The 24629-nt window shown below is 51.8% G+C and carries 23 protein-coding genes; 14 read left to right on the top strand and 9 right to left on the bottom strand.

Going from position 1 to position 24629, the window contains the following annotated elements; genetic code table 11:
• Positions 1-104: 104 nt before the first annotated feature.
• The 5 genes from SOJ49_RS17605 to SOJ49_RS17585 form a co-directional block, all read right to left on the bottom strand.
• Entirely contained in the window at positions 105-1712 is a 1608-nt protein-coding gene (locus SOJ49_RS17605) for a P-loop ATPase, Sll1717 family (protein WP_369855787.1), read from the bottom strand.
• A 161-nt stretch (positions 1713-1873) separates the two neighbouring features.
• Positions 1874-2422, bottom strand: coding sequence for a toll/interleukin-1 receptor domain-containing protein (locus SOJ49_RS17600; RefSeq protein ID WP_369855786.1), 549 nt, complete (start codon positions 2420-2422; stop codon positions 1874-1876).
• Positions 2423-2438: 16 nt separating this feature from the next.
• Positions 2439-2882, bottom strand: a complete 444-nt coding sequence (locus tag SOJ49_RS17595; RefSeq protein ID WP_369855785.1) for a hypothetical protein — start codon at positions 2880-2882, stop codon at positions 2439-2441.
• Positions 2883-3572, bottom strand: a complete 690-nt coding sequence (locus SOJ49_RS17590; RefSeq protein WP_369855784.1) for a TIR domain-containing protein — start codon at positions 3570-3572, stop codon at positions 2883-2885.
• A 117-nt stretch (positions 3573-3689) separates the two neighbouring features.
• Positions 3690-4154: a hypothetical protein gene (locus tag SOJ49_RS17585; protein ID WP_062383255.1), complete on the bottom strand. Its 465-nt coding sequence runs from the start codon at positions 4152-4154 to the stop codon at positions 3690-3692.
• Positions 4155-5067: 913 nt separating this feature from the next.
• Here SOJ49_RS17585 and SOJ49_RS17580 point away from each other — a divergent pair.
• From SOJ49_RS17580 to SOJ49_RS17555, 6 genes are all read left to right on the top strand, one after another.
• Complete coding sequence (locus SOJ49_RS17580; protein ID WP_369855783.1) at positions 5068-6033, top strand: lipase family alpha/beta hydrolase; 966 nt, start codon at positions 5068-5070, stop codon at positions 6031-6033.
• Positions 6034-6036: 3 nt separating this feature from the next.
• Positions 6037-7179, top strand: a complete 1143-nt coding sequence (locus SOJ49_RS17575; RefSeq protein WP_369855782.1) for a lipase secretion chaperone — start codon at positions 6037-6039, stop codon at positions 7177-7179.
• Positions 7180-7447: 268 nt separating this feature from the next.
• Positions 7448-7924, top strand: coding sequence for a tRNA (N6-threonylcarbamoyladenosine(37)-N6)-methyltransferase TrmO (gene tsaA, locus SOJ49_RS17570; RefSeq protein WP_369855781.1), 477 nt, complete (start codon positions 7448-7450; stop codon positions 7922-7924).
• 445 nt (positions 7925-8369) lie between these two features.
• Positions 8370-8654 (top strand): 2Fe-2S iron-sulfur cluster-binding protein, encoded by a 285-nt coding sequence (locus SOJ49_RS17565; RefSeq protein WP_369855780.1) that lies wholly within the window; start codon positions 8370-8372, stop codon positions 8652-8654.
• 56 nt (positions 8655-8710) lie between these two features.
• Positions 8711-9058 carry a 2Fe-2S iron-sulfur cluster-binding protein gene (locus tag SOJ49_RS17560; RefSeq protein ID WP_369855779.1) on the top strand — a complete coding sequence of 116 codons (348 nt, stop codon included), beginning with the start codon at positions 8711-8713 and terminating at the stop codon, positions 9056-9058.
• 477 nt (positions 9059-9535) lie between these two features.
• Positions 9536-10810: an ABC transporter substrate-binding protein gene (locus SOJ49_RS17555; RefSeq protein WP_369855778.1), complete on the top strand. Its 1275-nt coding sequence runs from the start codon at positions 9536-9538 to the stop codon at positions 10808-10810.
• On the opposite strand, the gene SOJ49_RS17550 is transcribed toward SOJ49_RS17555, so the two are convergent.
• Positions 10799-11695: a LysR family transcriptional regulator gene (locus SOJ49_RS17550; RefSeq protein ID WP_369855777.1), complete on the bottom strand. Its 897-nt coding sequence runs from the start codon at positions 11693-11695 to the stop codon at positions 10799-10801. The two genes, SOJ49_RS17555 and SOJ49_RS17550, sit on opposite strands and share 12 nt — an antisense overlap.
• 546 nt (positions 11696-12241) lie before the next feature.
• Between SOJ49_RS17550 and SOJ49_RS17545 the strand changes: the two genes are divergently transcribed.
• The 6 genes from SOJ49_RS17545 (at position 12242) to SOJ49_RS17520 (ending at position 17044) form a co-directional block, all read left to right on the top strand.
• Positions 12242-12571 (top strand): phenol hydroxylase subunit, encoded by a 330-nt coding sequence (locus tag SOJ49_RS17545; protein ID WP_369855776.1) that lies wholly within the window; start codon positions 12242-12244, stop codon positions 12569-12571.
• Positions 12572-12594: 23 nt separating this feature from the next.
• Positions 12595-13578 (top strand): aromatic/alkene monooxygenase hydroxylase subunit beta, encoded by a 984-nt coding sequence (locus tag SOJ49_RS17540; RefSeq protein ID WP_369855775.1) that lies wholly within the window; start codon positions 12595-12597, stop codon positions 13576-13578.
• A gap of 10 nt (positions 13579-13588) precedes the next feature.
• Positions 13589-13858, top strand: coding sequence for an MmoB/DmpM family protein (locus SOJ49_RS17535; protein WP_369855774.1), 270 nt, complete (start codon positions 13589-13591; stop codon positions 13856-13858).
• 137 nt (positions 13859-13995) lie between these two features.
• A complete protein-coding gene (locus SOJ49_RS17530; RefSeq protein ID WP_369855773.1) occupies positions 13996-15495 on the top strand; it encodes an aromatic/alkene/methane monooxygenase hydroxylase/oxygenase subunit alpha in 1500 nt (499 codons plus the stop codon).
• 122 nt (positions 15496-15617) lie between these two features.
• On the top strand, positions 15618-15980 hold the full coding sequence (locus SOJ49_RS17525; RefSeq protein ID WP_369855772.1) for a phenol hydroxylase subunit P4: 363 nt from the start codon (positions 15618-15620) through the stop codon (positions 15978-15980).
• Between the two features lie 2 nt (positions 15981-15982).
• Positions 15983-17044, top strand: a complete 1062-nt coding sequence (locus tag SOJ49_RS17520; RefSeq protein WP_369855771.1) for an NADH:ubiquinone reductase (Na(+)-transporting) subunit F — start codon at positions 15983-15985, stop codon at positions 17042-17044.
• 96 nt (positions 17045-17140) lie between these two features.
• Here SOJ49_RS17520 and SOJ49_RS17515 read toward each other — a convergent pair whose 3' ends face one another.
• Positions 17141-19069 carry an FAD-dependent monooxygenase gene (locus SOJ49_RS17515; RefSeq protein WP_369855770.1) on the bottom strand — a complete coding sequence of 643 codons (1929 nt, stop codon included), beginning with the start codon at positions 19067-19069 and terminating at the stop codon, positions 17141-17143.
• A gap of 149 nt (positions 19070-19218) precedes the next feature.
• Between SOJ49_RS17515 and SOJ49_RS17510 the strand changes: the two genes are divergently transcribed.
• Positions 19219-20157 carry a LysR family transcriptional regulator gene (locus SOJ49_RS17510; RefSeq protein WP_369855769.1) on the top strand — a complete coding sequence of 313 codons (939 nt, stop codon included), beginning with the start codon at positions 19219-19221 and terminating at the stop codon, positions 20155-20157.
• A 257-nt stretch (positions 20158-20414) separates the two neighbouring features.
• On the opposite strand, the gene SOJ49_RS17505 is transcribed toward SOJ49_RS17510, so the two are convergent.
• On the bottom strand, positions 20415-21446 hold the full coding sequence (locus tag SOJ49_RS17505) for a LysR family transcriptional regulator (protein WP_369855768.1): 1032 nt from the start codon (positions 21444-21446) through the stop codon (positions 20415-20417).
• 140 nt (positions 21447-21586) lie between these two features.
• On the opposite strand from SOJ49_RS17505, the gene SOJ49_RS17500 reads away from it, so the two are divergent.
• Positions 21587-22639 carry a zinc-binding alcohol dehydrogenase family protein gene (locus SOJ49_RS17500; protein ID WP_369855767.1) on the top strand — a complete coding sequence of 351 codons (1053 nt, stop codon included), beginning with the start codon at positions 21587-21589 and terminating at the stop codon, positions 22637-22639.
• An 88-nt stretch (positions 22640-22727) separates the two neighbouring features.
• Here the strand turns inward: SOJ49_RS17500 and SOJ49_RS17495 are convergent, their stop codons facing one another.
• A complete protein-coding gene (locus SOJ49_RS17495; RefSeq protein WP_369855766.1) occupies positions 22728-24602 on the bottom strand; it encodes a feruloyl-CoA synthase in 1875 nt (624 codons plus the stop codon).
• Between the last annotated feature and the right edge of the window lie 27 nt (positions 24603-24629).

The following is a 24629-nucleotide window of genomic DNA, read 5'->3' as shown; positions in this document are numbered from 1 at the left end:
AAGCACATGTACAGAATGTTGTGCATAACTTTGTTCGTGGTAGCTAACGCCGCACTCTGGGGCAAACCGAAGCGCAGCGTAGGTTTGTCCCTAGCAGTGCTTTGTTAGGCCTTTCCACGAGAAAGCTTCTTGCCAGTATTTAACGCTTTTGACATGCCGTAAAAAATTTCATAAGTTTCCCTCAACTTTACTTTTGGTGAGATATTTGAGTAGGTTCTATCTCTAAAGCACCAATGAATATGAGGCTTTCCTTCTTCGGTTCTCTCTATAAAACATATCACATTTAGATCATAGAGAAACTGAAGAAAGTCAGGAGCAGTAGACATAAATCTTGGTGTTTTATCATCAATTTGATTTAAATATTTTTGATGATTAGCATACGCTTTAATGTACTCATCATAGGTAAATTTATTTTTCCCATCCAAAAACTCAAAAAACTTAAGGAAGTTTTCGTATTCGTCATCACCATAGTAAAAAGCCAACTGATCTTTTACCTCTCCGAGCAAATAGTCAGCGTAATTACGCCTAAACGAACTTTGCTCGAAGTCGTCTTGCGAAAATGACCTATTCTTATCTTTTGATGTTCTTACGAATGTTTCTTGCAGCATTGAAAGCATTGTAACTATATCTCTGGGTCGATATAGAGCGAATCTTAAAAAGCTAACAAAGGAAGATGGCTTTTCAAATTGTGTCATCAAATTTGGTGTATCAAACGGGAAATAGTAATCCCATGAGTCGCCAACATCTAATTTTTTCGCTTCCTCTTGCTGATGTTTCAATATTTGATCCGATACTGAGAATAAATCACTAGAACGATGTTCTTTATAAGCAGTGCTCCAGTCTAGCAAAGCGGCGTTATCCCGTATCTTTGTGTTCTGATTCTGGAGGCCCAATAACGCAAAAATATCGGGACGTACTAAGAGGACGGCCCTCAGTCTTCCCTTTGAATCTCTGATACTTGGAAAAAAATCATTATTAATCTCCCATACCGCATTCGCTAACCCCTTAATGCAATCTAGATACTCATCAAATGGAATTGTTGACGGCCTAATGTCTATTCCATCAATAAAAATAATGTGACTTTTATCGAGTTTTAGTGAACTAATGGCCTGCTCAAAATTCTTCTGTATGTATAGCAAATTGGTTTGAAATCGAGATTCACTAAAGGCGATAGTTTCTGTTTGTTCGCCCTTGGCCTTTGCATGCTTTGAAAGCAACTCCGCAACGAGCTTGGATTCTCGAACAAATTGCAAAGCATGAATGATCTCTGGGGAGAATGCATGGAGATAATATTCTTGAATCGCATCATGGAGGGCTTGAAACTTGCTAAACCGTTTGAATAATCCGTCTTTGCCTTCATGCTGATATATTTGCTCTGACAAAAGTAAATATATAATTACCTTCCAGATGGAACTGTAATCTGAAAGGTCTAAGTGTTTTTCATTTTTAAGCGTTATGAATTTTTGATATTCCGTTTCTCTTATGTATCGCAACGATGATAGATTATCACCGTACGAATTGTTGGACATATAAACGGCATATGCTGTTTTTCCAGTTCCTTTTTCACCCACCAAGAACGTAGTGGAAGGCGAACACAGCTTTTCCAAAGAGGATGTCCTAAGAAATAGATGATTTAGAAGTTCCTTATTCTCCCTTCGCTTGTAGTTTTCTGCATCACTGAATCCTAGATTTAAATCTTCAATTTTTAGCATCGTATTTCCTTGGTCTATGATTCTCTCAATGGCAGCCTAACGCTTTGCTCATCGGCACATACTGCGGAGAGCGTTTTTGTGTAAACTGGAGCGCAGCGACACACAAAAACGAGCGTAGCAGTATGTGTCCGCGTGCAGCAATTTGTTAGGTGCGGGGCAATCTATCTGCACCATTCACTCAACTTAGTGGCCGTGTTATTTCGATAGTCGTAAACCATCCAAAGTGGCTTTGACTCACCTTTCATATTTCCATGAACGATATGTCGATAAAGCCCAAGATATTCTTGCTTGGCCCATGATTGGTCGTAACTATTTTGAGATGCAGGCAATAGTGCAACATTATTAGCTGAAAGACTGCAATCTCCTATCCCAAGTTCCCAAGGAACCCATTTTGAATCTTTACTATTTGTTGTTACAAACAGTACTAGACGGCTACTACTCTTTATCTGTCCTTTTATTAATTCGGCTGTTTCCGGGTTTGGTTCACCGGGCATTCTGTCATCGTCCAAATCACAATATACTGATGCCCCGTGATTTGCTAATAGTTTAATAACACCCGGCAGATACTCAGCATCTTTAGAGGAATGAGACAAGAATGTATCTTTTGCGCTCTTTGTAGACGCGGTAGATTTCAGTACAGTTTGTTCATTGAGTGTTAAGTTGCTTGTAAATCTCTTTAAATCACTAAATGTTGCAAAATCAACAGCCACGTTTTACTCCTAATAATTATCCGATCGCTATAGATTTTGTGATAAAAATTAAAACGATTAAAGAAAGATAAAAACCCCAGACGGAAAAAGATTTTAAAGACATCCATTGTAAGCTAGACATGTTACCTTCCGGTAATACTGAATACAGATCTTTTTCAGCAAGTGTCTTGTTGTGAAGCTTTGAGATAAAGTCGTTGTATGAGTTTCTAAATGCTTTTTCTAGGGCAAGATAGTAAGCGTCCAATGCGGCGAACACAAAGGCCGGAAGCAATGCAATATATGCATAATCGGGTTTACCTTTGTCAGCTACAATAACCAGAATCGCGGAGACTAATGTTACGCACCATGCTTTGCTAGCGGAGCTATTAGAGGCCATACGCTGTATTACATTCTGGAGTATACCTAAATGTGTTTGAATGGATGCTGCATCAGGATTAATGTCTAACGGTTCATCTGACATTTAGTTCGCCTTATTTTCTATTGCGTGATTTATCCAGCTTGCAATGTTATTTGAAATATCGTTATAGGCACTTAGAGAGTTAGGGTCGTAGCAAGGCACAACGCTTGATAACTTTCTACCATCATCAAACTTAATCAAGTCAAAAGGATTCCTACCTTTTCTACAGGTACCATTTCTAGGGCACTTTAGATTGTGGATATAGATGCCCAATAGAGCTTTACCATCATTCCATGCCTTTATAATTTCATGCTCTACCCATGGCCTTCCAGCGGTGTCGCTTCCGATTAAAACAATAATACAGCGCTTGTATTTCATGTTTTGATCTATCCAGTTTTCAACTGCCTTCTTACCTGTTCGTTTGAGTGTTTCCCATTCGTTTGGAGTTGTAGGAGCATTCCCTTCAATACTTCCAATGTTTCTTATTTGCTGGACTCTCATCACATCATTATCGAAATGAAAGCTATAAAAGACAGGTGTCTTTGCCATATTCTTCCCCTTATTTGATATTGTTCCGAAAGTTCCTCCGGCGAGGCTACCTAGAACCATGCCTCCAACTCCTGGAGCTATTAAATTACCCAAGAATCCGCCAATCACTGTTGGAAGCAGTATATTACCAACCCCTGATTTTTCCTCATCGAAGTCAGGAATCTTTTTCGGTTTTTTCAATAGTGATTTATTCTTCTTATTCACAAAACTGCACTATACACATTGGCACCTAACGCCGTGCTTTGGGGTGAGCGAAACGTAGTGTAGCGAGTCCCAGCCCGTAGGGCGACAACAGCGCCTTGTTAGAAGTTTTTTCGCTCATTATTTACCTACTGGAATATGGTAAGTTGTAAAATACCGACCTAATTGTTCTGTTTTATGAACTTTAGTGGCCATTTTATTTAGTGCCTTGTACTCAGGCCTACTTTCGAGTAAATGAAATAGTATTTCTTTATGCCCTAACTCATTAGCCCAACACATGAGCACTTTAAAAATTGGAATGCCAAAACCCCAGAATTTTTGTGAGATAACAACAGCTAATTCAAAACCATTATCATCTGGCTGAATTCCACACCAACCAGCTAAAACCCCACCTATATAAACTGCCCGAATACGACAACCCTCTATCGCATCCACTTTAATTTTATCTCCCATCCACTCTTGAAGGCTGGCTGCATCAAAATATGGATGATCGATTAAATGTGTTCTCAGAGAATCCTCATTGACGACTGCCATGAAGTCTTCTGGATTCACTTGATTAAAACACAAAAATTCAATTTCACTCATATCTCAATACTTCTAACAGTTTATTAGTGCGCATGCGCGGTTTCTGGGCAAGTCGGTTCCTGGGAAATCACCGTAACTACTTGAATAATAGGAAGTAAAATCCATTATCCAGATCAGTCCATTCTGTGAAAACGAGCATGCGCATTAACTCCTTTGTGCCTTGCGCATTAATCTGTAAACCTGCGCAACAACTTTCCGTGTATCAATGCCTTAACGATAACAACGTCCGGGAAAGCGCGCAAGGCTTCTGAAAAAGCGCGCATTGATTTGGGCAAACTTTCAATTATACTGGATATGCATACAGATCAGATCAAGGAGTGATCAATGACTTCCAGCCCCTTTCTCAATGACATTCGCCGCTTTATGCGCACCCGCGCAGCTCGCCTGGCGCTTGTGTTGGCTGGACGGGATCTGGTGATCGAATAATTCGGCGGGTTCTGCTGCTTTACTGCTGTTCTGTTTGGTCAGGACTAATCGAGACTGTTGCCTTTAAGGCACTATGGTAATGCCTTTTTGTCACTTTGTGACCTATCGACAGGACACTGAATACGTACACTTCCGATCGGTGCTGGCCCGGCAGACTCCGGGTACATGCACCAGTGAGATAACGTACTTAAGGCGTTCTCAATGATTTGCCACAGCCTGTCAGGAGGAAAGATTCCGCCAGGCAAGGCGTTGGACGCCGAGAATGGCGAGTCCTTTTCAAGTCCAATAACACCGCATGGCGGGATATTGACCCTGACCCTTCGGGCTGAGGCCAGTAACTTCCAGTACGGCGTTATTCGTCACTTGTTTAGCTCGCTAAACCACGCTCCTCATGCCTTGTTCTGAAGCCAACTGGCTCTCAGCAGGCTCGGTTTAATCATTGAGAACGTTCCCTAATCCTCAACAATAATAATCCGAGGAATACCAGATGTTGATGTCCTGTTTACAACGCAAAACCGGCTCGTTCACGCGTACCCTGATGTGTCTGTTGCTGTTATCGCCCGCCATGGGATGGGCGATGTCAGATCAGTCATCCGGTGGTTATACCGCGACCCGTTACCCGATTGTGCTGGCTCATGGCCTGTTCGGCTTTGATTCCCTGCTGGGGGTGGATTACTGGTACAAGGTTCCTGAAACCCTGCAGGCGGATGGCGCTCAGGTGTATCTGACGTCAGTGGCCAACTCCAACTCCCCCGAGGTGCGGGGAGAGCAATTGATTGCCGAGGTTGAACAGATACTGGCGTTGACCGGCGCCGATAAGGTGAACCTGATCGGTCACAGCCATGGTGGCCCGACCACCCGCTATGTGGCATCGGTACGGCCCGACCTGGTGGCATCGGTGACGTCGATCTCCGGGGTCAACAAGGGCACTCCGGTTGCCGATGGTATGAATGATTGGGTTGAGGGTGGCAGCGCCCTGTCTGGAGTTGCAGCGTCATTGGGAACGGCACTGGCTGTCGCGATTGATGTGTTGTCCGGTGGCGGTTACGAGCAGGATGTGATTGCTTCGCTGGCTTCGATGACCACCGCAGACTCGGTGGCCTTTAACCTGCAGCATCCAGGCGGTATTCCACTGACCGAATGCGGTGAGGGGGACTACGAGTTTAACGGTGTGCGTTATTACTCCTGGGCCGGTGCTGCGCCGTTGACCAATATTCTTGATCCGTTGGAAGTGGTGACTACCACGGCAGCGCTGTTTTTTGATGCCGGTGTTGCCAACGATGGTCTGGTCGGTGCCTGTGCGGCGCACCTGGGGATGGTGATACGGGATGATTTTGCCATGAACCATCTCGACGAAATCAACCAGACCCTGGGGATTCATCACCTGACCGAAACGGATCCGTTGACGGTATTCCGTACCCATGCGCATCGTCTGCAGCAAGCTGGACTGTAAACCATGGCTGAACCAGGTTCTAACTCTCCGTCACAACGGCCCTTTCTATACCGACTGCGCCACCCAATAGTCGCAGCATGGGGAATATTTGCTGCGCTGCTGCTGGTCGGTGTGTGGTGGTTAGCGGGGTCGGGTGCCTGGTCGCCGGAGACAGTACGGGTTCAGTCAGCGGCGGCAGTTGCCGCCGCTGACTCCGTTTCCGGTATGGCTGTGCCTTCATCATCGGCGGCACCGCTGCAGACCAGCACTCGTCGCGAAATATTGCCCGACGCGGTTGCTTTGGGGCTGGCCACCTTTCGTGGTGCGGCACCGGACGGTCGCTTGCACGTCAACGGTGCCAATCAGCTGATTATTGACCGGCAATTACGTTATTGGCTCGACAGCTGGTTATCGGTGCAAGGTGAATTAAGCCTTGAACAGGTGCTGGAATTAATCACTGAGCGCATGAATCAACTGCCGAATCCTGGTCGCACCGAGGCGTTGGCGCTGCTGGATGCTTATCTCGGTTATCGCAATCAGCTGGCCAGCTACGATGATCGCACCGGCCGCAGTCTGACCAGTGGCGATCTGGAGGCACTGCAACAGCGTCTCGACTGGACCGAACGGCTACGTCTGCAATGGTTCACGGCAGCGGTCAGCCAGGCCTTTTTCGCTCAGGACGACATTCTCGATCAGCGTTTTCTGGCGCAGCAGGCGTTACGCCAGGCCGCCAACACCAACACCAACGCCAACGCCCACACCAACACGGAGGACGATAGCAACTCAACCATGGTGCTGGAGCAACAGTTACAAGCCCTCGAACAGCAGCTGGCACCAGAACTGCAACAAGCCAGAAGCCAGAGTCGCCGCCTGATTACCTTGCAACAGGGTGAACAGCAACTGGCCCGGCAAGGTGCCGACAGTGATACGTTGCAGCAATGGCGCAGTGCCCAGTTTGGCGAGCAAGCCGCACAACGGCTGGCAGTACTGGATCAGCAACGGCAGCTCTGGCAACAACGATTGCAAGACTACGCGACTTTGTCTGGGCAACTGTCTGGGCAACTGTCAGGGCAACAGGGTGAACAGGCACTGGCACGTTATCGCACAGAACACTTCACCACGACGGAGCAGAAACGCCTCAAGGCTGCGCTGCAACTGCTGCCGTAATGGCGGTCTGGTTGACCGGTCAGGACGAATTCTGCACCTTGCGCGGCCATTGGGAATCACGTCACAATGCCTTATGTTGTGTTGCCGAACGTAAAAGGACTCACTATTTTGTGGTGTTTGCCGTCTTGTCCTGACGTCCCGCAGCACCCGCGCACGACGGCATGGATGCAGGACGGAGAGCGAAGCAGGGAGCCGAGCGTTGTGCGGGATTCAATTGATGGTTCCTGATGGCAAGTACTTGGCATCAATCAACAGGAGGTCGCTACACATGCACGTAATAAACCCGATTGGCGTAATACATTCCCCCCACACATCCATTGACGGCATGCCTATCCAACCAAAAGGGGCCGCTGACATTGCCGGGTACGTCATCATCGACAAACAATACCAGGACGGATTACGCGACCTTGAAGGCTTTAGCCATATCTATCTTTTTTACAGTTTTCATCAGGCCAGCCGCACCGAACTGCTGGTCACGCCTTTTATGGACAAGCAAGCAAGAGGGGTCTTTGCTACCCGCTCGCCACTACGGCCCAATCATATGGGTATGTCGATTGTGAAGTTAACCGGAATTGAGGGTAACCGACTGTCTGTTGAGGGGGTGGATATACTGGATGGTACCCCCTTGCTGGATATCAAACCGTACATCGCCAAATTTGATGCAGTCAAAGACAGTCGCTCTGGCTGGTTGCAGGCCAGTGATGCAGACATCAGCGCCAAGCGTTCAGATGAACGATTCCGTTAAACCACAGTAGGGCAGAGGCGCTGTCCTCTGCCGTGTCACCAGGATTAAATAGATGCCCCCTTATGTCTGGTTTCCGACAAAAAATCGGTAGCAATCAGTTTCGGCTCAGGAACTGACAAAGACGACATTATTATTGTCGCATTACCGACAGTTATCACTCCTTCCTTTAAAAAATCTTTTTATATCAATTGATTAGAAAGATCCTTTGCCATGGTCTGGCAATTGCAGTCTGATTTTTGAACAGCCCTGATAACGATAATGGCGATGCATTTTGCCTCTGGATGCAATCGCTGCCCGGATCCGTTTGTTGGCGCCTGGCTGCTGGCTATGCGTAACAAAACATCCGAGGCAATAAGGCTGGGTTCCCCGCGCAGAAAAAGAGGATCGGTGTTTCGTCCAGTGGCGTCAGACCGATGATTACTCCTTCCATTCAAGGAAACCAACCGTGGCTAAAGCTCAAATTACATTCAAGGACATTGATATCACCGTAACCGTACCCATTGGTGTACGCGTGATCGAAATCTCAGACAAAGTCGGCTCAGGTATTGTGTATGGCTGTCGCGAAGGCGACTGCGGTACCTGCCTTATGAAGGTCGAGGAAGGCTGGGATAACTTGTCCACACCGTCCGTTATTGAAGACAAGATCCTGCGCGACAACGCTGCGGGTAAACACCATCGACTGGCCTGTCAGGCTCAGGTTCTGGGTGACGTTATTGTCAGCCCGGCCTGATACCACAGCACAGACGCTTTTCGTTTTACTCACAGATAATTATCAAGGAGCCTGATATGGCTATTCTGACCTTCAGCAACCCATCGTATAAAGACAAGACCGTATACGCTACGGCAGGCAGTCACACGGAATCCGTGTTGAAAATTGCCAGGGAAAACAAGATCCCCATCGACTTCAACTGCGAAGACGGCAACTGTGGCACTTGCCTGATCAAGGTCACGCCACTGGGCAGCAAGCCTCGTATGGCTGGCCCGCTGACCGATAAAGAAGTATCCGCATTGACGGAGCTGGGGAAAATCAGCAAAGACGATGTTGATACCATGCGGGTTGACGATCTGCCAACCGTCTGGCGGCTGGCTTGTCAGCTGATTGCCCGTGATGAAGAGCTGTTGATTGAGTATTGATCACAGTTCCGGGGGAGGGTGTCGGGCATAGCCCGGCATTCGCCCGTTCTGCTCGTTGTATCTGGCGATGTGTGACGACCTGTAAACAGAGTCCTTTCGTCATCGTGTTGAATTCACGGCAGAGCTGGATGATTTACGGATAAATATCTTCGTAAGGGTGGTATTGAGTTCCGGTTTCCAGCATAACCGACACGCTTGGTGTCGAGAGCAGAGCCAACTGATAATCATGGCCGGTGTTGGGTTTGGCACCACGAATGGGATAAACACTTGCTCTGACAGCTCCGGTTGCATAAACGAGAAGTTATATTCCTGGATGCAGGAGTATAGCGGTCATCGGGGTTACCAGCCGATCCGGTTGCTGCTGTCATGGATTGCGGTGTTCGAATCGGTTCCGGTTCGGTATACAGGGAACAAGGTGCATCGGAGCTGATCGGCAGTGATCAGCATGCGCCAGACCACAGGATCAGGATTATAATAATGATAAAAAAAGACCCGTTATCCCGCCGCCGCTTCATTGCCGCTGGTGGTTCTGCCGCGCTGGCTGGATTGCTATTACCGTCGTTTGCGACGGCCAATAGCCCAACTTTCAAAATAGGTTATATCAGTCCGAAAACTGGCCCGCTGGCAATATTTGCTGAACCGGATGCTTTTGTGATGGAGCAGGTGCGGCAGCAAACGGCGGCGGGGATTCCGGTTGGCTCCGAGCGTTTTCCGGTCGAGATTCTTTACCGTGACAGCCAGTCGAGTGTCGATGTTGCCGCACAGGCAGCCCGTGATCTGATTGTCAGGGATCGGGTGGATATTGTACTGGCAGCTTCGACACCGAAAACCACCAATCCGGTGGCCGATATGTGTGAACGCATGGGGGTTCCCTGTGTGACCAATGATGCCCCCTGGCAAAGTTATTTTTTTGGTCGGGGTGGCGATCCGAAGCAAGGCTTCCAGTGGACGTATCATTTTTTCTGGGGGCTGGAGGATGTGATTGAGTCCTATATCTCGCTTTGGCAACAGATCGAGACCAACCGGCGGATTGGTGTGTTGTGGCCGGATGATGCCGATGGCCGGGTATGGGCTGATGAGAGCATGGGCTTTCCGCCAGCGCTGCGCCAAGCCGGGTTTGAGATCGTTGACCCCGGTCGCTTTCAGGCCGATTCCGTCGATTTTGAAGGGATTGTCCGGCAGTTCCGGGAGCAGGAGGTCGACATTGTCTCGGGCGTGTTACCGCCGCCATTTTTTCAGCGCTTCTGGACGGAAGCATTAAAGCAGAACTTCAAACCGCACATCACCACGGTTGCCAAGGCATCCGAATTTCCGTCGTCGCTGTTACCTTTCAAGCGTGATGCCAACGGGCTCAGTGTGGAAGTCTGGTGGAGTCCTGGTTTTCCGTTTTATTCCGGCCTGACCGGGCAATCCGCTTTTGAGCTGGCGCAGGCCTATACCAAAAGCACCGGGCGTAACTGGACGATGCCGCTGGGCTTTAAACATGCTTTGTTTGAGGTGGCTCTGAATGCCCTGAAACATTCCAATGGGCCGGGGCGACTGGAAAGCATTCGTGCGGCGTTGGCGAGCACCGATTATCAGTCGATAGCCGGGCGGATTAATTTCCAGACCGGCCCGGTACCGAATATCAGCAAAACCCCACTGGCGTCGGGACAGTGGGAATATCGTTATCGGCAGCTGGAATTACTGGTGGTGGATAACAAGGGGGAGGATGATATTCCGCTGCAGGCGCGCCTGCGTTCAATGCGCTGATGGCTCGGATGTGGGCAGGGTGAGGTAAGCGCGGAAGCGTTGCAGGTGGTCTGAATTGTCATTTTTACGGATCGACATGACCAGTGGTGAAACCAGCCCCTCTTCGCGGATGGACAGATAGCAGACGTCATTCCGCTGCATCAGGCGCACGGATTCAGGAATAATGGTGACGCCCATACCCGCAGCAACCAGCCCCAGTGCTGTTTGCAGACTGTTGGTTTCAAAAATGTCGTTCAGTTCCAGCCCTCGGGCCTTGAACTGGTTCAGTACCTGGTCGGCAAAACTGGGGCGCGGCGCAGACGGGTAAAGGATCACCTTTTGCTCGCAGATTTGTTGCAGCGACAGATCGTTCCAGGCTGCCAGTCGGCTGGAGGACGATGCCGCAACGATCAGCTTGTCTTTGGTCAGGGGGATGCTGTCGATGGATTCATCACTGATCAGCAGTCGCCCGAAGCCAACGTCAATGCGGCCACTTTTCAAGGCTTCGGTTTGTTGCATTGAGGTGAGTTCAGAGAGCGAAATATCGATGTTGCTGTTGTCACTGATAAAGCGTTGGATCGCTTTGGGAATATGGCTGTACAGCACCGATGGTACAAAGCCTATGCCCATCCAGCGTTTCTTTTCTGCCCCCAAATGATGAGTCGCACGTTTGATTTCCGCAATCCGAGCCAGTACTTGCACCGACTGGTCGTAAAAAAACTGCCCGGCGTTCGTCAGCTTCAGCGGGCGGCTGGAACGATCAATCAGGGTGACTCCCAGCTCCTCTTCCAGGTTCTGCACCTGACGTGACAGTGGCGGCTGTGCCATATGCAGCTCTTCTGCTGCCTTGCTGAAATTCAGCAAGCGGGCCACCGCCTCGTAGTATTTCAGTTGGCGTAATTCCATATATACCTCAATAGTATGAGCAGGATGATGATGGCGATATTTAAGCAGAAATAGCGATAAGAACCGAGATAAAGCCAGAGTTTATATCAACAGGATATGATCACCGACTGGCAGTCAGCCCCGCGAAAGCAGATCTTTCCATTAACCGTCGGGTATGTTCCCGGTTGTGGGACGGAGGCTGTATGGATGTTGGTGGTTACACTGCCGGTTGCTCCCTGACATCATAAAGGTACGTCGTATGAGCGTGAATTTGGTACTGCTTTGTGTCGCTGCCGGGTCTGCGTTATCCACCCAATCGGGCATCAACGCCCGGCTCAGTGCCGGCCCGCGCTTCGCAGCTGGTATGACCTGTCTGTTTTTAAACACCTGGCCGCAACACGGCTTTTACCGCTGTTTGATATTACGCAGTTCGCGTCTTTGCATATTTCATAAAAAACCATCATTTCTCTATAAAATCCTTTAAAAACAAATAGTTATTTAAGGTTTTAAAAGCTGGCACGGCGGCTGCTATAGCTCTGATGACGTAATAACAATAACGAGAACATCATGAGTAGCGCCGAATCTTCTTTGCCCGGTTCTTCCGCCGGTCTGAGTCTGGTGTCGTCCCGCGACCCGCTCCAATCACACACCCGCTATATCCGCGTCAGAAGCGCACCGAACAGCCGTTATGTCGAATTCGATTTCGCAATTGACGACCCGAGCCTGTTCGTCGAGCTGATCCTGCCACAGCAGGCATTTGAAATATTCTGTCAGGCCAATTCGGTGGTCGCTATGACCAAGCAGCAGGCGGCTGGAATTGACGCAGAAATGGACAAATGGCGCTACGGCCACGACACCCTGGTAGGGCGTTCACACAGCAGTGCCAACCAACAATAACAACCAGCAGGTGGGAATAATTTATGAGCGTTGAAATCAAGACAGCAACACTGGAGCCAGTGCGTAATACCTTCACACCCATCGCCAAACGCTTTGGCGACAAACCGGCCAGTCGTTACCAGGAGGCTTCCTACGATATTCAGGGGGTGACCAACTTTCACTACAAACCGGCCTGGAATGAAGAATTCGAGATCAATGATGCACGCCGCACTGCCATTCAGATGGAAGATTGGTACAGCCTGAAAGATCCGCGCCAGTTCTATTACGGCACCTACGTCGGCAGTCGCGGCAAAATGCAGGAAAACGCTGAAAACAACTACAGCTTTTTTGAAAAACGCCACTTTGCCGCGCGCTTGCCAGACGTCGTTAAAGAGAAATTGATTCGTCTGGTCGTGCCTCTGCGTCACGTTGAACAAGCTGCCAACCTGAACAATATGTACGGTGTTTCCGTTGGTTATGGCACCACCATCACCCAAGCGCTGGTGTACGAAGGTATGGATCGGCTGGGGATTGCTCAGTACCTCTCCCGTATTGGCCTGATTCTCGATGGCAATACCGGCACGGCGCTGGAGCAGGCGAAGCAATTTTGGATGAACGACGGCTGTTGGCAAGGTGTGCGTGCGCTGTGTGAAGAAACCCTGGTGCAGCAAGACTGGTTCGAGCTCGTCATTGCCCAGAACCTGATTATCGACACGCTGATTGGCGATCTCTATTACCGCCAGCTGGATCAATGGCTGGCTGATCAGGACGTTCCCGACGTTAGCATGTTGCTGGAATTTATGCAGGAATGGCAAAAAGACCGTAATCGCTGGCTCGATAGCATCCTTAAGCTGGCGGCGGCTGAATCCGACAGCAACCGGGCGCAACTGCTCACCTGGGCGGACAAGTGGAGCGCCAAGGCCAGCGTTGCTCTGACGCCGGTCGCGCTGGAATTACTGGGTGAAGACGCACTTTCCCAGGCGCAAGACGTACTGGCAACGCGCCTCAACAAACTCGGTATCAAATAAGGATTCCACTATGACCAAGGTGTATATCGCCCTGCAGGATAACGACGTTTCCCATTACCTGGTGGAAGCCATTGAAGCAGATAACCCGGACGTTACGGTGCAGTACATGCCCGCGATGATTCGCATCGAAAACGAACACCAGTTGATTGTTAAGCGCGCAACCGTGGAAGAAAAACTCGGCCGCGATTGGGATGTGCAGGAACTGTCGCTGAGCTTGATCACCATTGGTGGCAACGTTGAGGAAGACGAAGACGCCTTTACTCTGACCTGGAACCAGTAATCAGCGCCAGTGCTGTGACGGTGTTGGGCATGACTTTTGGTATGGCCCAACAGCCAGAGTGACAGCACAAAACAACAACGCGCCGAGCGTCTGCCTCAGGCAACGTTCGACCTGAAAAATAAAAAAGGGGCCACACCATGGCGACCAAAAAGCTCAATATGAAAGACAAATACAAAATGCTGACCCGTGATCTCGACTGGGAGTTTTCCTATCAGGATCGCAAGCAAGCCTTTCCGTATGAAGAATTTGAAGGCATCAAGATTACCGACTGGTCGAAATGGGAAGACCCATTTCGTCTGACCATGGATTCCTACTGGAAATACCAGTCAGAAAAAGAGAAAAAGCTGTACGCCATTCTCGATGCTTTTGCCCAGAATAACGGCCATTTGAATATTTCTGATCCGAAATACGTCAACGCACTCAAAGTATTTTTGGGCGGCGTGACGCCGGTGGAATATCAGGCCTTCCAGGGTTTTGCGCATGTTGGTCGCCAGTTTGGCGGCGTTGGGGCACGGGTTGCTTGCCAGATGCAGTCGATCGATGAGTTACGGCATGTGCAGACCCAGGTGCATGCCATGAGCCATTACAACAAGTACTTCGATGGTCTGCACAACTGGTCTGGCATGCAGGACAAGGTTTGGTACATGTCGGTACCGGTCTCTTTCTTCCACGATGCCCGTGCGGCTGGCCCGTTTGAATTTCTGGTAGCGATTTCGTTCAGCTTCGAATACGTGCTCACCAATCTGTTGTTTGTGCCGTTTATGTCGGGTGCTGCCTATAACGGCGATATGGCCACCGTCACGTTTGGTTTTTCTTCCCAGTCGGACGAAGCCCGCCATATGACTCTGGGCCTGGAAGTGATCAAGTTCCTGCTGGAGCAGCATGAAGACAACGTCCCCATCGTACAGAAGTGGGTCGACAAATGGTTTTGGCGCGGCACCCGAGTGCTGGGGATTGTTGCCATGATGATGGACTACATGCTGCCCAACAAAGTGATGAGTTGGCGCGAAGCCTGGGAGGTTTACTTTGAAGAAGCAGGCGGTGCCTTGTTCAAGGATCTCGCCCGTTATGGTATTCGTCCGCCGAAGTACGCCGATATCGCCACCGCACAGATGGATCATATGTCGCATCAGACCTGGTGGAATTTCTACAACTTCGGTGAAGCCGCCGGCTTCCATACCTGGATTCCGACCGCTACCGAGCTGGACTGGCTCAGTGAGAAATACCCGGACACCTTCGACAAGTACTACCGTCCACGCTGGGAGCTGGCCAAAAAGATGGAAGCAGAAGGCAAACGATTCTACTCCAAAGGGCTGCCACAATTATGCAACACCTGTCAGGTGGCGATGCTCAACACAGAAATGGATGACCCAACCCAGTTGGTTTATCGCAGTTCTGAATACAACGGCGACAAGTACCACTTCTGCTCGGATGGCTGTAAGGACATCTTTGATGACGAGCCAGAAAAATACGTCCAGTCCTGGCTGCCGGTGCACCAGATCCTGCAAGGCAACTGCGGTGGTGCTGATCTGGAAACCGTCATGCGCGAGTACTACGGCATGGACGTCGGTGTCGACAACCTCGATATGAAGGGTTCGCCAGACGAACAACGCTGGAAGGAATGGAAATCAGCCTGACCCCGCCGGATGTGGTGGCGCCAGGGACAGGAGAGAAACGGACAGGGACGGAGCCCATCCCAGCGGAAAAACAACACCGAGTCTGACAGCAGATGTCAGGCTCCAGATAAGAGAATAACAATATGACTGTAAAAACCACCGCCGCCGAGTACATCGGCGAAGTTCGAGATCGTATCGAAAATTTTCACGGCAACCAATTGGTGTACATCGGTTGGGATCAGCATCTACTGTTCTGTTCCGCCTTCACCTTTATGGTGTCGCCGACGACCAGCTTTCGTGCATTGCGGGATGAAAACATGGCTGGCGTGTTTGGCGAGCATCCTGAATGGACGGACATTAACTGGGACACGGCCAGCTGGCTGCTGGATGGCCAACCATTCACCCCGGATCTGGACAAAGCCATTACGCCGCAAGGGATTACCCACAAATCCCTGCTGCGGTTGGTGACGCCGGAGCTGAAAGGCTTTATGGGTGCGGGGGTTTAACCATGAGTTATCGCGTGACCATCGAACCGACCGGTGACCAGATTGATGTGGAAGAAGGCCAAACCATTCTTGATGCTGCCTTGCGTCAGGGGGTCTGGTTGCCTTTCGCCTGCGGTCATGGCACCTGTGCCACCTGCAAGATCCAGGTATTGGAAGGCGACGTGGATGTGGGCGAAGCCTCGTCGTTTGCGCTGATGGATATGGAGCGTGACGAAGGCAAAATCCTCGCCTGCTGCGCTATTCCTGAAAGCGATATGGTGGTGGAAGCCGACATCGACGTCGATGACGACTTTGCCGGTTACCCGGTGGAAGATTACCAAGCCGAAGTGGTCAAGATTATGGATTTGTCACCCACCATCAAAGGCGTGCATTTCAAACTCGACCGCGAAATGAGCTTCCAGGCCGGACAGTACATTAACCTGTTGATTCCTGGTGTTGAAGGCACGCGGGCGTTTTCTATCGCCAACAACCCCTCGCTGGCAAACGAACTGGAGTTGCATGTTCGATTGGTGGAGGGCGGTGCTGGCACCGGCTGGATTCACCAGGAAATGAAGGTGGGTGACAAACTCACCGTCTCCGGCCCGTATGGACAGTTCTTTGTGCGTAAATCGGATGGCGGCGGCGCGATCTTTATTGCTGGTGGCTCCGGCCTTTCCAGTCCGCAGTCGATGATTCTCGACTTGCTGGTGTCGGAAGATCCACGCCCGATGTATCTGTTTCAGGGGGCACGTAACCTGGGCGAACTGTACAACCGCTCGTTGTTTGAACAACTCGATCAACAGCACGACAACTTTCATTATATCCCGGTACTCAGCGCCCCCGAGGCTGATGATGATTGGCAAGGCCTGACCGGTTACGTGCATGACGCCGCCAATCAGTACTTCGACGGCAAACTCCGTGGCAACAAAGCCTACCTGTGCGGGCCGCCACCGATGATCGACGCTGCCATCACCACCCTGATGCAAGGGCGGGTATTTGAGCGGGATATTCATATGGAAAAATTCGTCACTGCCGCTGATGGTGCCGGAGACGGAGAACGTTCCGCGTTGTTTAAACGGATCTGATCAGAATGTTGGGAGGCAGTAGAGGATAGCGGGATAGCAATAAAAAATCCCGGTGAGTCATCACTCACCGGGATGTAGAGAACTGCGGGCGGGTACTTACTTCAACACGCCGTTAAAAAAGGCTGTCAGACTGGCGTAATCATCCAGTGGCAGTACGTCAGCTACGTACTGATCTGGCCGTACGATAACAATACAGCCCTGTTCCTTGTTGATGCCGCGCATGTCATAGACATTTTTGCCACCGCCGGAAGATTCAGGGCGGTGATCGGCACAGAACACTTTCTCGTGGTCGCGCAGGCCATACTTACCCTTTTGTGGTGCCAGTACCGGATGAATGGTGCCGGTTTCCACTGCCTGGTGGTGCTGGTTAAACACCGCTCGTACATCGATTACGGCGTCGGCATCGGCTCCTGCCGGGGTGTATTGCTGCAGCGGTGAGCTGGCATCGTTGGCAAGAAATTCACACAAGGCTTTGACGCCACACTGATCCGACATTGCGTCTGCACTGCCGCCGAAGGCATAAATACGATACGCGCCATTGGCGGTATGGCAGTGACCCAGCTGTACCGGTTTGGCATCGCCGTGGCGAACAACCGGAGCCGAGTGGAAGCGTTTGCCGACGGTCAGGCCGCTGGCCAGATGCTGATGCTGGCCGTCAGACACCATAATGGATGGCTTGTACTGGATCGAAACGCCTGCGGTGTATTTGCCAAACAGCTGGAAATAACGCTGGAATTCGGCTGGATCGACTCCGTCCGGGTTATCGGCTGACTTCGGTTTGGCGCTAAACATTCTGGAGAACTCGCGGTCGAAATCGATCAGCGCCTGACCATACTCACGCCGCTCGGCAGAATAGGTTTTTAACAGATCCTCTTCGGCCAGACCGGTCAGAACGTGAGCCAGTTTCCAGCCCAGGTTCCAGGTATCCATCACCGACGTGTTCAAGCCCTGACCGGCTTTCGGGCTGTGGGTGTGACAGGCATCACCCGCCAGAAAAACCCGTGCCGAACGATCGTTAGTGGAATCATCAAAGGCCGTGGTAATACGCTGACCAATCTCGTACACACTCCACCAGGCTACCTCTTTCACATCAATGGTGTAAGGCTGCATGATGCGGTTAGCGCCAGCAATCAGTACGTCGGCAGTCATCTCGTCACGGGCGACGCGCTCATTCTCCTTGAGTTTGTCCAGCTCGATGTACAACCGTGCCATGTAACCACCCTCACGCGGGATGATCAGCATATTGCCTTCGTTGTTGGAGTGAATCAGCGACTTCAGGCGAATATCCGGGAAATCGGTATTCAACAGCACATCCATCACACCCCAGGCCTGGTTGAGAGCATCGCCGACCAGCTCCTGACCAATCGCACTGCGCACGCTGGAACGGGCACCATCACAACCGACGACATATTTGGCTTTAACGGTCTCGATTTCCTGGCTGTACTGGGAATAGTTGACACCGCGCTCCAGCTTGACCGTGACCGGATACTCGCCGCCTTCCGGGTCGACCTCCAGGCCCAGCAATTTACGCTGGTAGTGCGGCTCCACCTTGCCAGGGCCTTGGCGCATCACATCCAGAAACATATCGTGAACACGGGCCTGGTTGATGATCAGGTGCGGCATCTCAGACAGATCATCTTCAACATCCGGCACCTTGCCGCTACGAGCAATCTCATGCGGTTTGTTGGCATCCGGCTTCCAGAATGCCGCTTCGCTGACCTGATAGGCTTCCTGAATAATCTGATCGGCAAAGCCGTAAGCCTGGAACATCTCAATGGTACGGCAAGCGATACCGTCAGCCTGACCGACCAGCAGACGGTCGTCTTTCTGGTCAACGATGGCGACCGAAATATCGCCAAACTGCGACAGCTGCGCCGCCAGATTCAGCCCGGCAGGGCCACAGCCAACGATCAACACATCAACACACTCAGGCAGAGGACGTTTGATCGGTGGTACTACAACGGCATCCTGTGGATCGGAAAAACGAGGATCGCCGGGATGAAAACCATTGAGATGGAATTGCATGATGTGCTCCTGAAGCGGGGTGACGGCGCACGCACACCCCTGCTATTCGATTGTATGGATTATTTTGATGAATCAGCCATAGCACTTTACCCGCCGCAAGTTATCAGGAAAAATCGGTTTTTAGGTTTAGATGCAAAGAAAACACATATATGAACCCCAACCTGCTCAAACAATTGGCGATGGTCGTTAAACAAGGATCGATCAGTGCTGCTGCTGAACAGCTGTTTATTACCCAACCGACTCTGACCCGCTCCCTGCAGCAATTGGAAATGCGGGTAGGGGCACCGGTGCTGGCCCGCACCCGCTACGGCATGATACCCACAGAAATAGGTGCCCGACTGGCACAAATTGGCGAACGGATACTGGCCGAAACCGAACAGGGTGACGAGGTTATTCGCCAATGGCACAGCGGTTACGACAACCAGTTCGCCATTGGCATCGACCCATTATGGGAATACGCCACCGTGGCAGAGATGACCAGCGGCTTTTTAAGCCAGAACCGTTACGTGTTTCATTGCCGGGTTGGCTCTGCCGCCACCCAGATCGAATGGATGCAGGGCGGAGAGCTCGACTTTCTGCTGGCCCCCGCACACTTGTCTGTTGCCCATGCCTCCGGCAGCCAGGGAGCACTGCAGCGGGAAGTGGTATTCCGTGACCGCTCCGGCGTGTTTGTCGGCAAACAATCCCGATTACTGGGCAGCCAGCAACCGATTTCCCCCGACGTCCTGGAACAACAACGCTGGCTTATCGCCGGAGCCAGCGCCGGATTTTTGTCTGGGGTAGAAGACCCGGCGGCGCAACAAGCCGCCCGGATCGCTTTTACTGGAGGCATTCGTTCAGTGATTCATCTGCTTAACACCACCAGTATGCTGGTGCGCCTGCCCGCACGGCTGGCCTTGATGACGACCGAAATTGATCCACAACAAATGATACAAGTCGAAGGCCAGACCAGCGCCCGCCGCGATATAGCCCTCTGGTCGCGCAGGCAAGATAGCGAACGGCCCGACAGCCAGAAAGTGCGTGAGTTTATTCGGGACTGGGTAACCGGGCTGGATCACAGCGTGGGGGAGTTCGGGCTGGATTTGTAATGGCAATACATGAGAGCGCTATAACAAGTATTGAGAGTATCTATGTCGTGGGATCATCTATGTGATCCTCTTGGCTCTGGACGGCGGCGGCACTCGCGCAGAGCCGTGCAGGATGAAATAGATGTCCCCAGTACTATAAGCAGCTGATCGTGGAATACCTTGGCAAGCTGTCGCGAGGGGTTGTCGGGGTTAACTGACAAGCCGGTTAGCGTTGGGTGATCCGCTAGCAACCTGGGTGTTGTAGTGAGTGTCTGGGTTCAGCCTTGTTCGAGTGCCAGCACTTCGGCAAATTTTTGTCGCAGGATATCCCGTAACAGTAAGGCGGCGGGGGTGATTTGTTGACGGCCAGGGGAGACCAGGTTGAGGTCGATTGGGTCGGATTGGTATTGCGGTAATATCCTCACCAGGCGTCCGGTGCGCAGGTCGTCGTTGATGTCGAGCCGCGATTTGTAGGCGATGCCGCGGCCTGCCAGTGCCCAGCGGCGTACCATTTCACCGTCGTTGGCGCAGCGGTTACTGCGTACGCGAATACGTTCATGGTGGTGCTCGTGGTGGTGCTCGTGGTGGTGTTCTGTCGCAGTGGTGGCGCTGTTTTTTACTGTTGTTGAATTGGCTGTTGTTGAATTGGCTGTTGTTGAATTGGCTGTTGTTGAATTGGCTGGTGTTGGTTTCGCGGCAATAAATTCCCAGACATCGTGGGTACGGTTGTTGAGCTGAAACAGCAGGCAATTGTGTTGCAGCAGGTCGGCAGGTGTCTGAGGTGTACCAAACCGGCGCAGATAGGCCGGTGAGGCGCACACCACCCGATCAATCGTGGCCAGTTTGAACGCCACCAAAGATGAATCCTGCTGATTGCCGTAACGAATGGCGAGGTTGATCCTGTCCATATAAAAATCGGCTACCGCATCACCCAGCAGCAGGTGGATGGACAAGTCCGGGTGTTGCTCCATGATGTCGTCGATCCACCTGGGTAGCAGGTTCCGGCCAATATCGGACGGAGCGGAAATTCTCAGTTCTCCGGCAACCTTGCCAGCCAGCGCATGAATGGATGCCCGCCCGGCGTCCAGCTCCGCCAGTGCCTTGCGACAATACACCAGAAACCGTTCGCCTTCGGCGCTGATGCGTAATTGCCGCGTTGAGCGGATAAACAATTGCACCTTGAGCTGCTGTTCCAGTCGTTTGAGTGCGGCGCTGGCAGCGGCGGTTGTGATGTCCAACTGTTCAGCGGCACGGGTGATGCTGCCGCTGTCGGCGGTACGCACAAACAGGACGAGGTCTTTGGTGTTCATTATCAAATATTTTTTGACTAAGAGTGTGGTATTGCCCCGTTTATAGCACGGGTTTGGCTGGGAATAATAGGCCATCGCCGTACGCTGCCCACCGTCAGCAACAACCGGCATCTGTTCGCAGACATCAGAGAGGATCAGACATGAAAGCTGTTGGTTATTTGCAACCCCGGGCCATTCAGGAACCCGACGCCCTGGTTGATATCGAGTTGCCCATGCCGACTGCCACGGGCCGCGATGTGCTGGTAAAAGTGCAGGCGGTTTCGGTCAACCCGGTGGATACCAAGGTACGCTCATCGGCTGCTGCCGAGGCCGGGCAGTACAAGGTGTTGGGGTGGGATGCGGTAGGCGAAGTGGTCGCAATTGGAGACCAGGTAACGTTGTTCAAGGTGGGTGATGCGGTGTGGTACGCCGGGGATATTACCCGTTCGGGTTCCAATGCCGAATTTCAGCTGGTGGATGAACGGATTGTCGCCATCCGGCCAACCACCTTGTGGAATGTCGAAGCGGCGGCGATGCCTCTCACGGCGATTACCGCCTGGGAACTGCTGTTCGCCCGGCTGGGTTTTACGCCGTTGCTGCCATCTGCGGAGACGGTTGCCAGTGACGCGGATGCCGCTGCGCCAGCGCCGGTTATCCTGATTATGGGGGCTGCGGGTGGGGTGGGATCGATTCTGACCCAGTTGGCCGCGCGGCTGACTCGCGCGACGGTGATTGGTACGGCTTCGCGGCCACAGAGCGAGCATTGGGTGAAGGAACTGGGGGCTGACCATGTGATTAACCATCACCAGCCGCTGTTACCGCAGTTGCAGGCGGTGGGTATCGACAGCGTTACTCATGTGATTAGCCTGACGCATACCGATCAGCATTTTGATCAGCTGGTCGAGGTACTGGCACCACAAGGCAAGCTGGCGCTGATCGATGATCCACAAGGGCCAATCGATATTATGAAGCTCAAGCGCAAGTCCATTTCGCTGCACTGGGAGCTGATGTTTACCCGTTCGATGTTTGCTACCTGGGATATGTACAAGCAGCATGAGTTACTTACCGAGGTAGCCCGTCTGGTTGACGACGGTGTGCTTAAAACCACGCTGGGTGAGCATTACGGTACGATCAATGCCGCCAATCTCAAACGTGCTCATGCTTATCTTGAGAGCCATCAGGCGGTTGGGAAAATTGTGCTGGAAGGGTTTTAAGCTGATGCCTGCGTTACATGACGGATCGTGCCCGCCATGTAACGCCTGCTAAAATGCCTTGGCAAAAGCCATTGATTACAGCCATTGATTACAGGCAAATAATCCCGGCTTCCGGTTCGGCGGCATACAACTTTTCGACGGTGTCGGCCCGATTGGTCAACACCGCATTCTGGTTGATAGAGCCTTTGTCGGTAATCTCGTGGGCGTCCAGTTGCGGTGGCCGGGCTTCAATCACCAGTCGCTGAACACGGGTAGAGCTACCGGTTGAGGAGGCTGCCATTTCACCGAGCAGGCGTTCAAATACCTCGCGTGTGCGTGGATGCGATACCAGTTCGCTGGCACTGGCATCGGCTGGCAGTTCGGTCAGCTTGTGCAGTTGAGCCAGGTCGGGGAACACCAGAACCGAAATATAGCCACGGTCGCGACCCGCCACCACCAGATCCTGCACGTAGGGCGCGCAATGGTGGATCACAAATGGCCGCAGGGTGCCAACGCTGACCCAGGTGCCGGTATCCAGTTTGAAGTCTTCCGATACCCGGCCGTCGAAGTAAAAGCCGCGATTGGGCTGCTTTTCATCAATAAACTTCAAGGCATCACCGAGGCAATAGAAGCCTTCTTCGTCATAGGCCTTGGCGGTTTTGTCGGCATCACGCCAGTATCCCGGTGTAATGCTGAGGCCACGGATACGGGCTTCCAGTTTGCCACCGTTGGGCACCAGTTTGATTTCGGTGCCTGGAGCCGGTACGCCGACCACGCCGGATGCACATTCTTCAATGGATGCAAACAAGGCTGCCGGGCCGGTTTCGGTAGAACCCAGGCCGGTCAGCATCGGTACTTTTTTGCCGGTGTACTGTATCGCCAGCGCATCCAGAGAGTCCCATACATGCTGGGCCAGACCGGCACCGGCAAAGTACATCACGTTCAGGTTGCGGTAAAAATTGGCGGCAACGTCGGGGTTTTCCTTCAGTGCTTGCGCCAGTAATTCAAACCCCTTGGGGACGTTGAAATAGACGGTCGGGGAAATGTCGCGCAGGTTGTCCAGTGTGATGGGCATGGCCTTGGGAACGGGTTTGCCCTGATCGATATAGAGCGAACCGCCGTTAAACAGCACCAGGCCAACGTTATGGTTGCCCCCAAAGGTATGGTTCCACGGTAGCCAGTCGACCACGACCGGTGGTTGCTGCTGTACAAAGGCCAGGACGCTGGCCAGCATGGCCTGGTTGGAGCAGAGCATTTTCTGGGTGTTGATTACGCCCTTGGGCATGCCGGTGGAGCCGGAGGTAAAGAGGAATTTGGCGATGCTGCTGGCGGTGACCGTCTGGTTGGCCTGATCAACGGCGCTGGTCGCAGCGGTGCTTTGCAGCGTTTCAAACGCGGTCAGTTGACCTTGCAGGTTATCGGTGCTGTGTTCGGAAATCACCGACACCACCGGCAAACCAGGCAGGACGGCGTCGATGGCATCACGATAAGGCCCGAGATTGTCGACAAACACCAGTCCGGGCGTCAGTACGTCGACAATGTGGCGCAGCTTGCCGAAGTCGGTAGAAATCGTGGAGTAGGCGGTGGAAATGGGCGCGTATGGAATACCAACGTACATGGCCGCCAGCGCCAGCAACAGGTGTTCGCTGCTGTTGCCAGACAGGATGATAATCGGTCGTTCCTGGCTCAGGGGTTCCCCATCGATGCGTAAATCCAGCAGCCATTGGGCGATGGCACGTACTTGCGTACGGGTTTCGGCATAGCTGAGGGTTTGCCAATGGTTATGATCTGCGCCGGACAGCGGGCGCTGGCAGACAAACAGCTGATCCGGCGTGTGCTCGGCCCAGTGATCGAGTCGGTCGGTGATGCGCTCCGGGTAGTCACACAGTTCGCCGATCGAGCGGATAACGCGGCTGCCATCCTCGCGCTGTTCAACGTCGACAGGATGATTCACTACATGGACAGGATGGAAATCGGCAAGCATGTTGAGGCTCCCTGATGCACTTTTTAT

The organism is Candidatus Thalassolituus haligoni, assembly GCF_041222825.1.
GTDB classification, from domain to species: Bacteria; Pseudomonadota; Gammaproteobacteria; order Pseudomonadales; family Oceanobacteraceae; genus Oceanobacter; species Oceanobacter antarcticus.
This window is presented reverse-complemented; position numbering and strand designations above follow the sequence as displayed.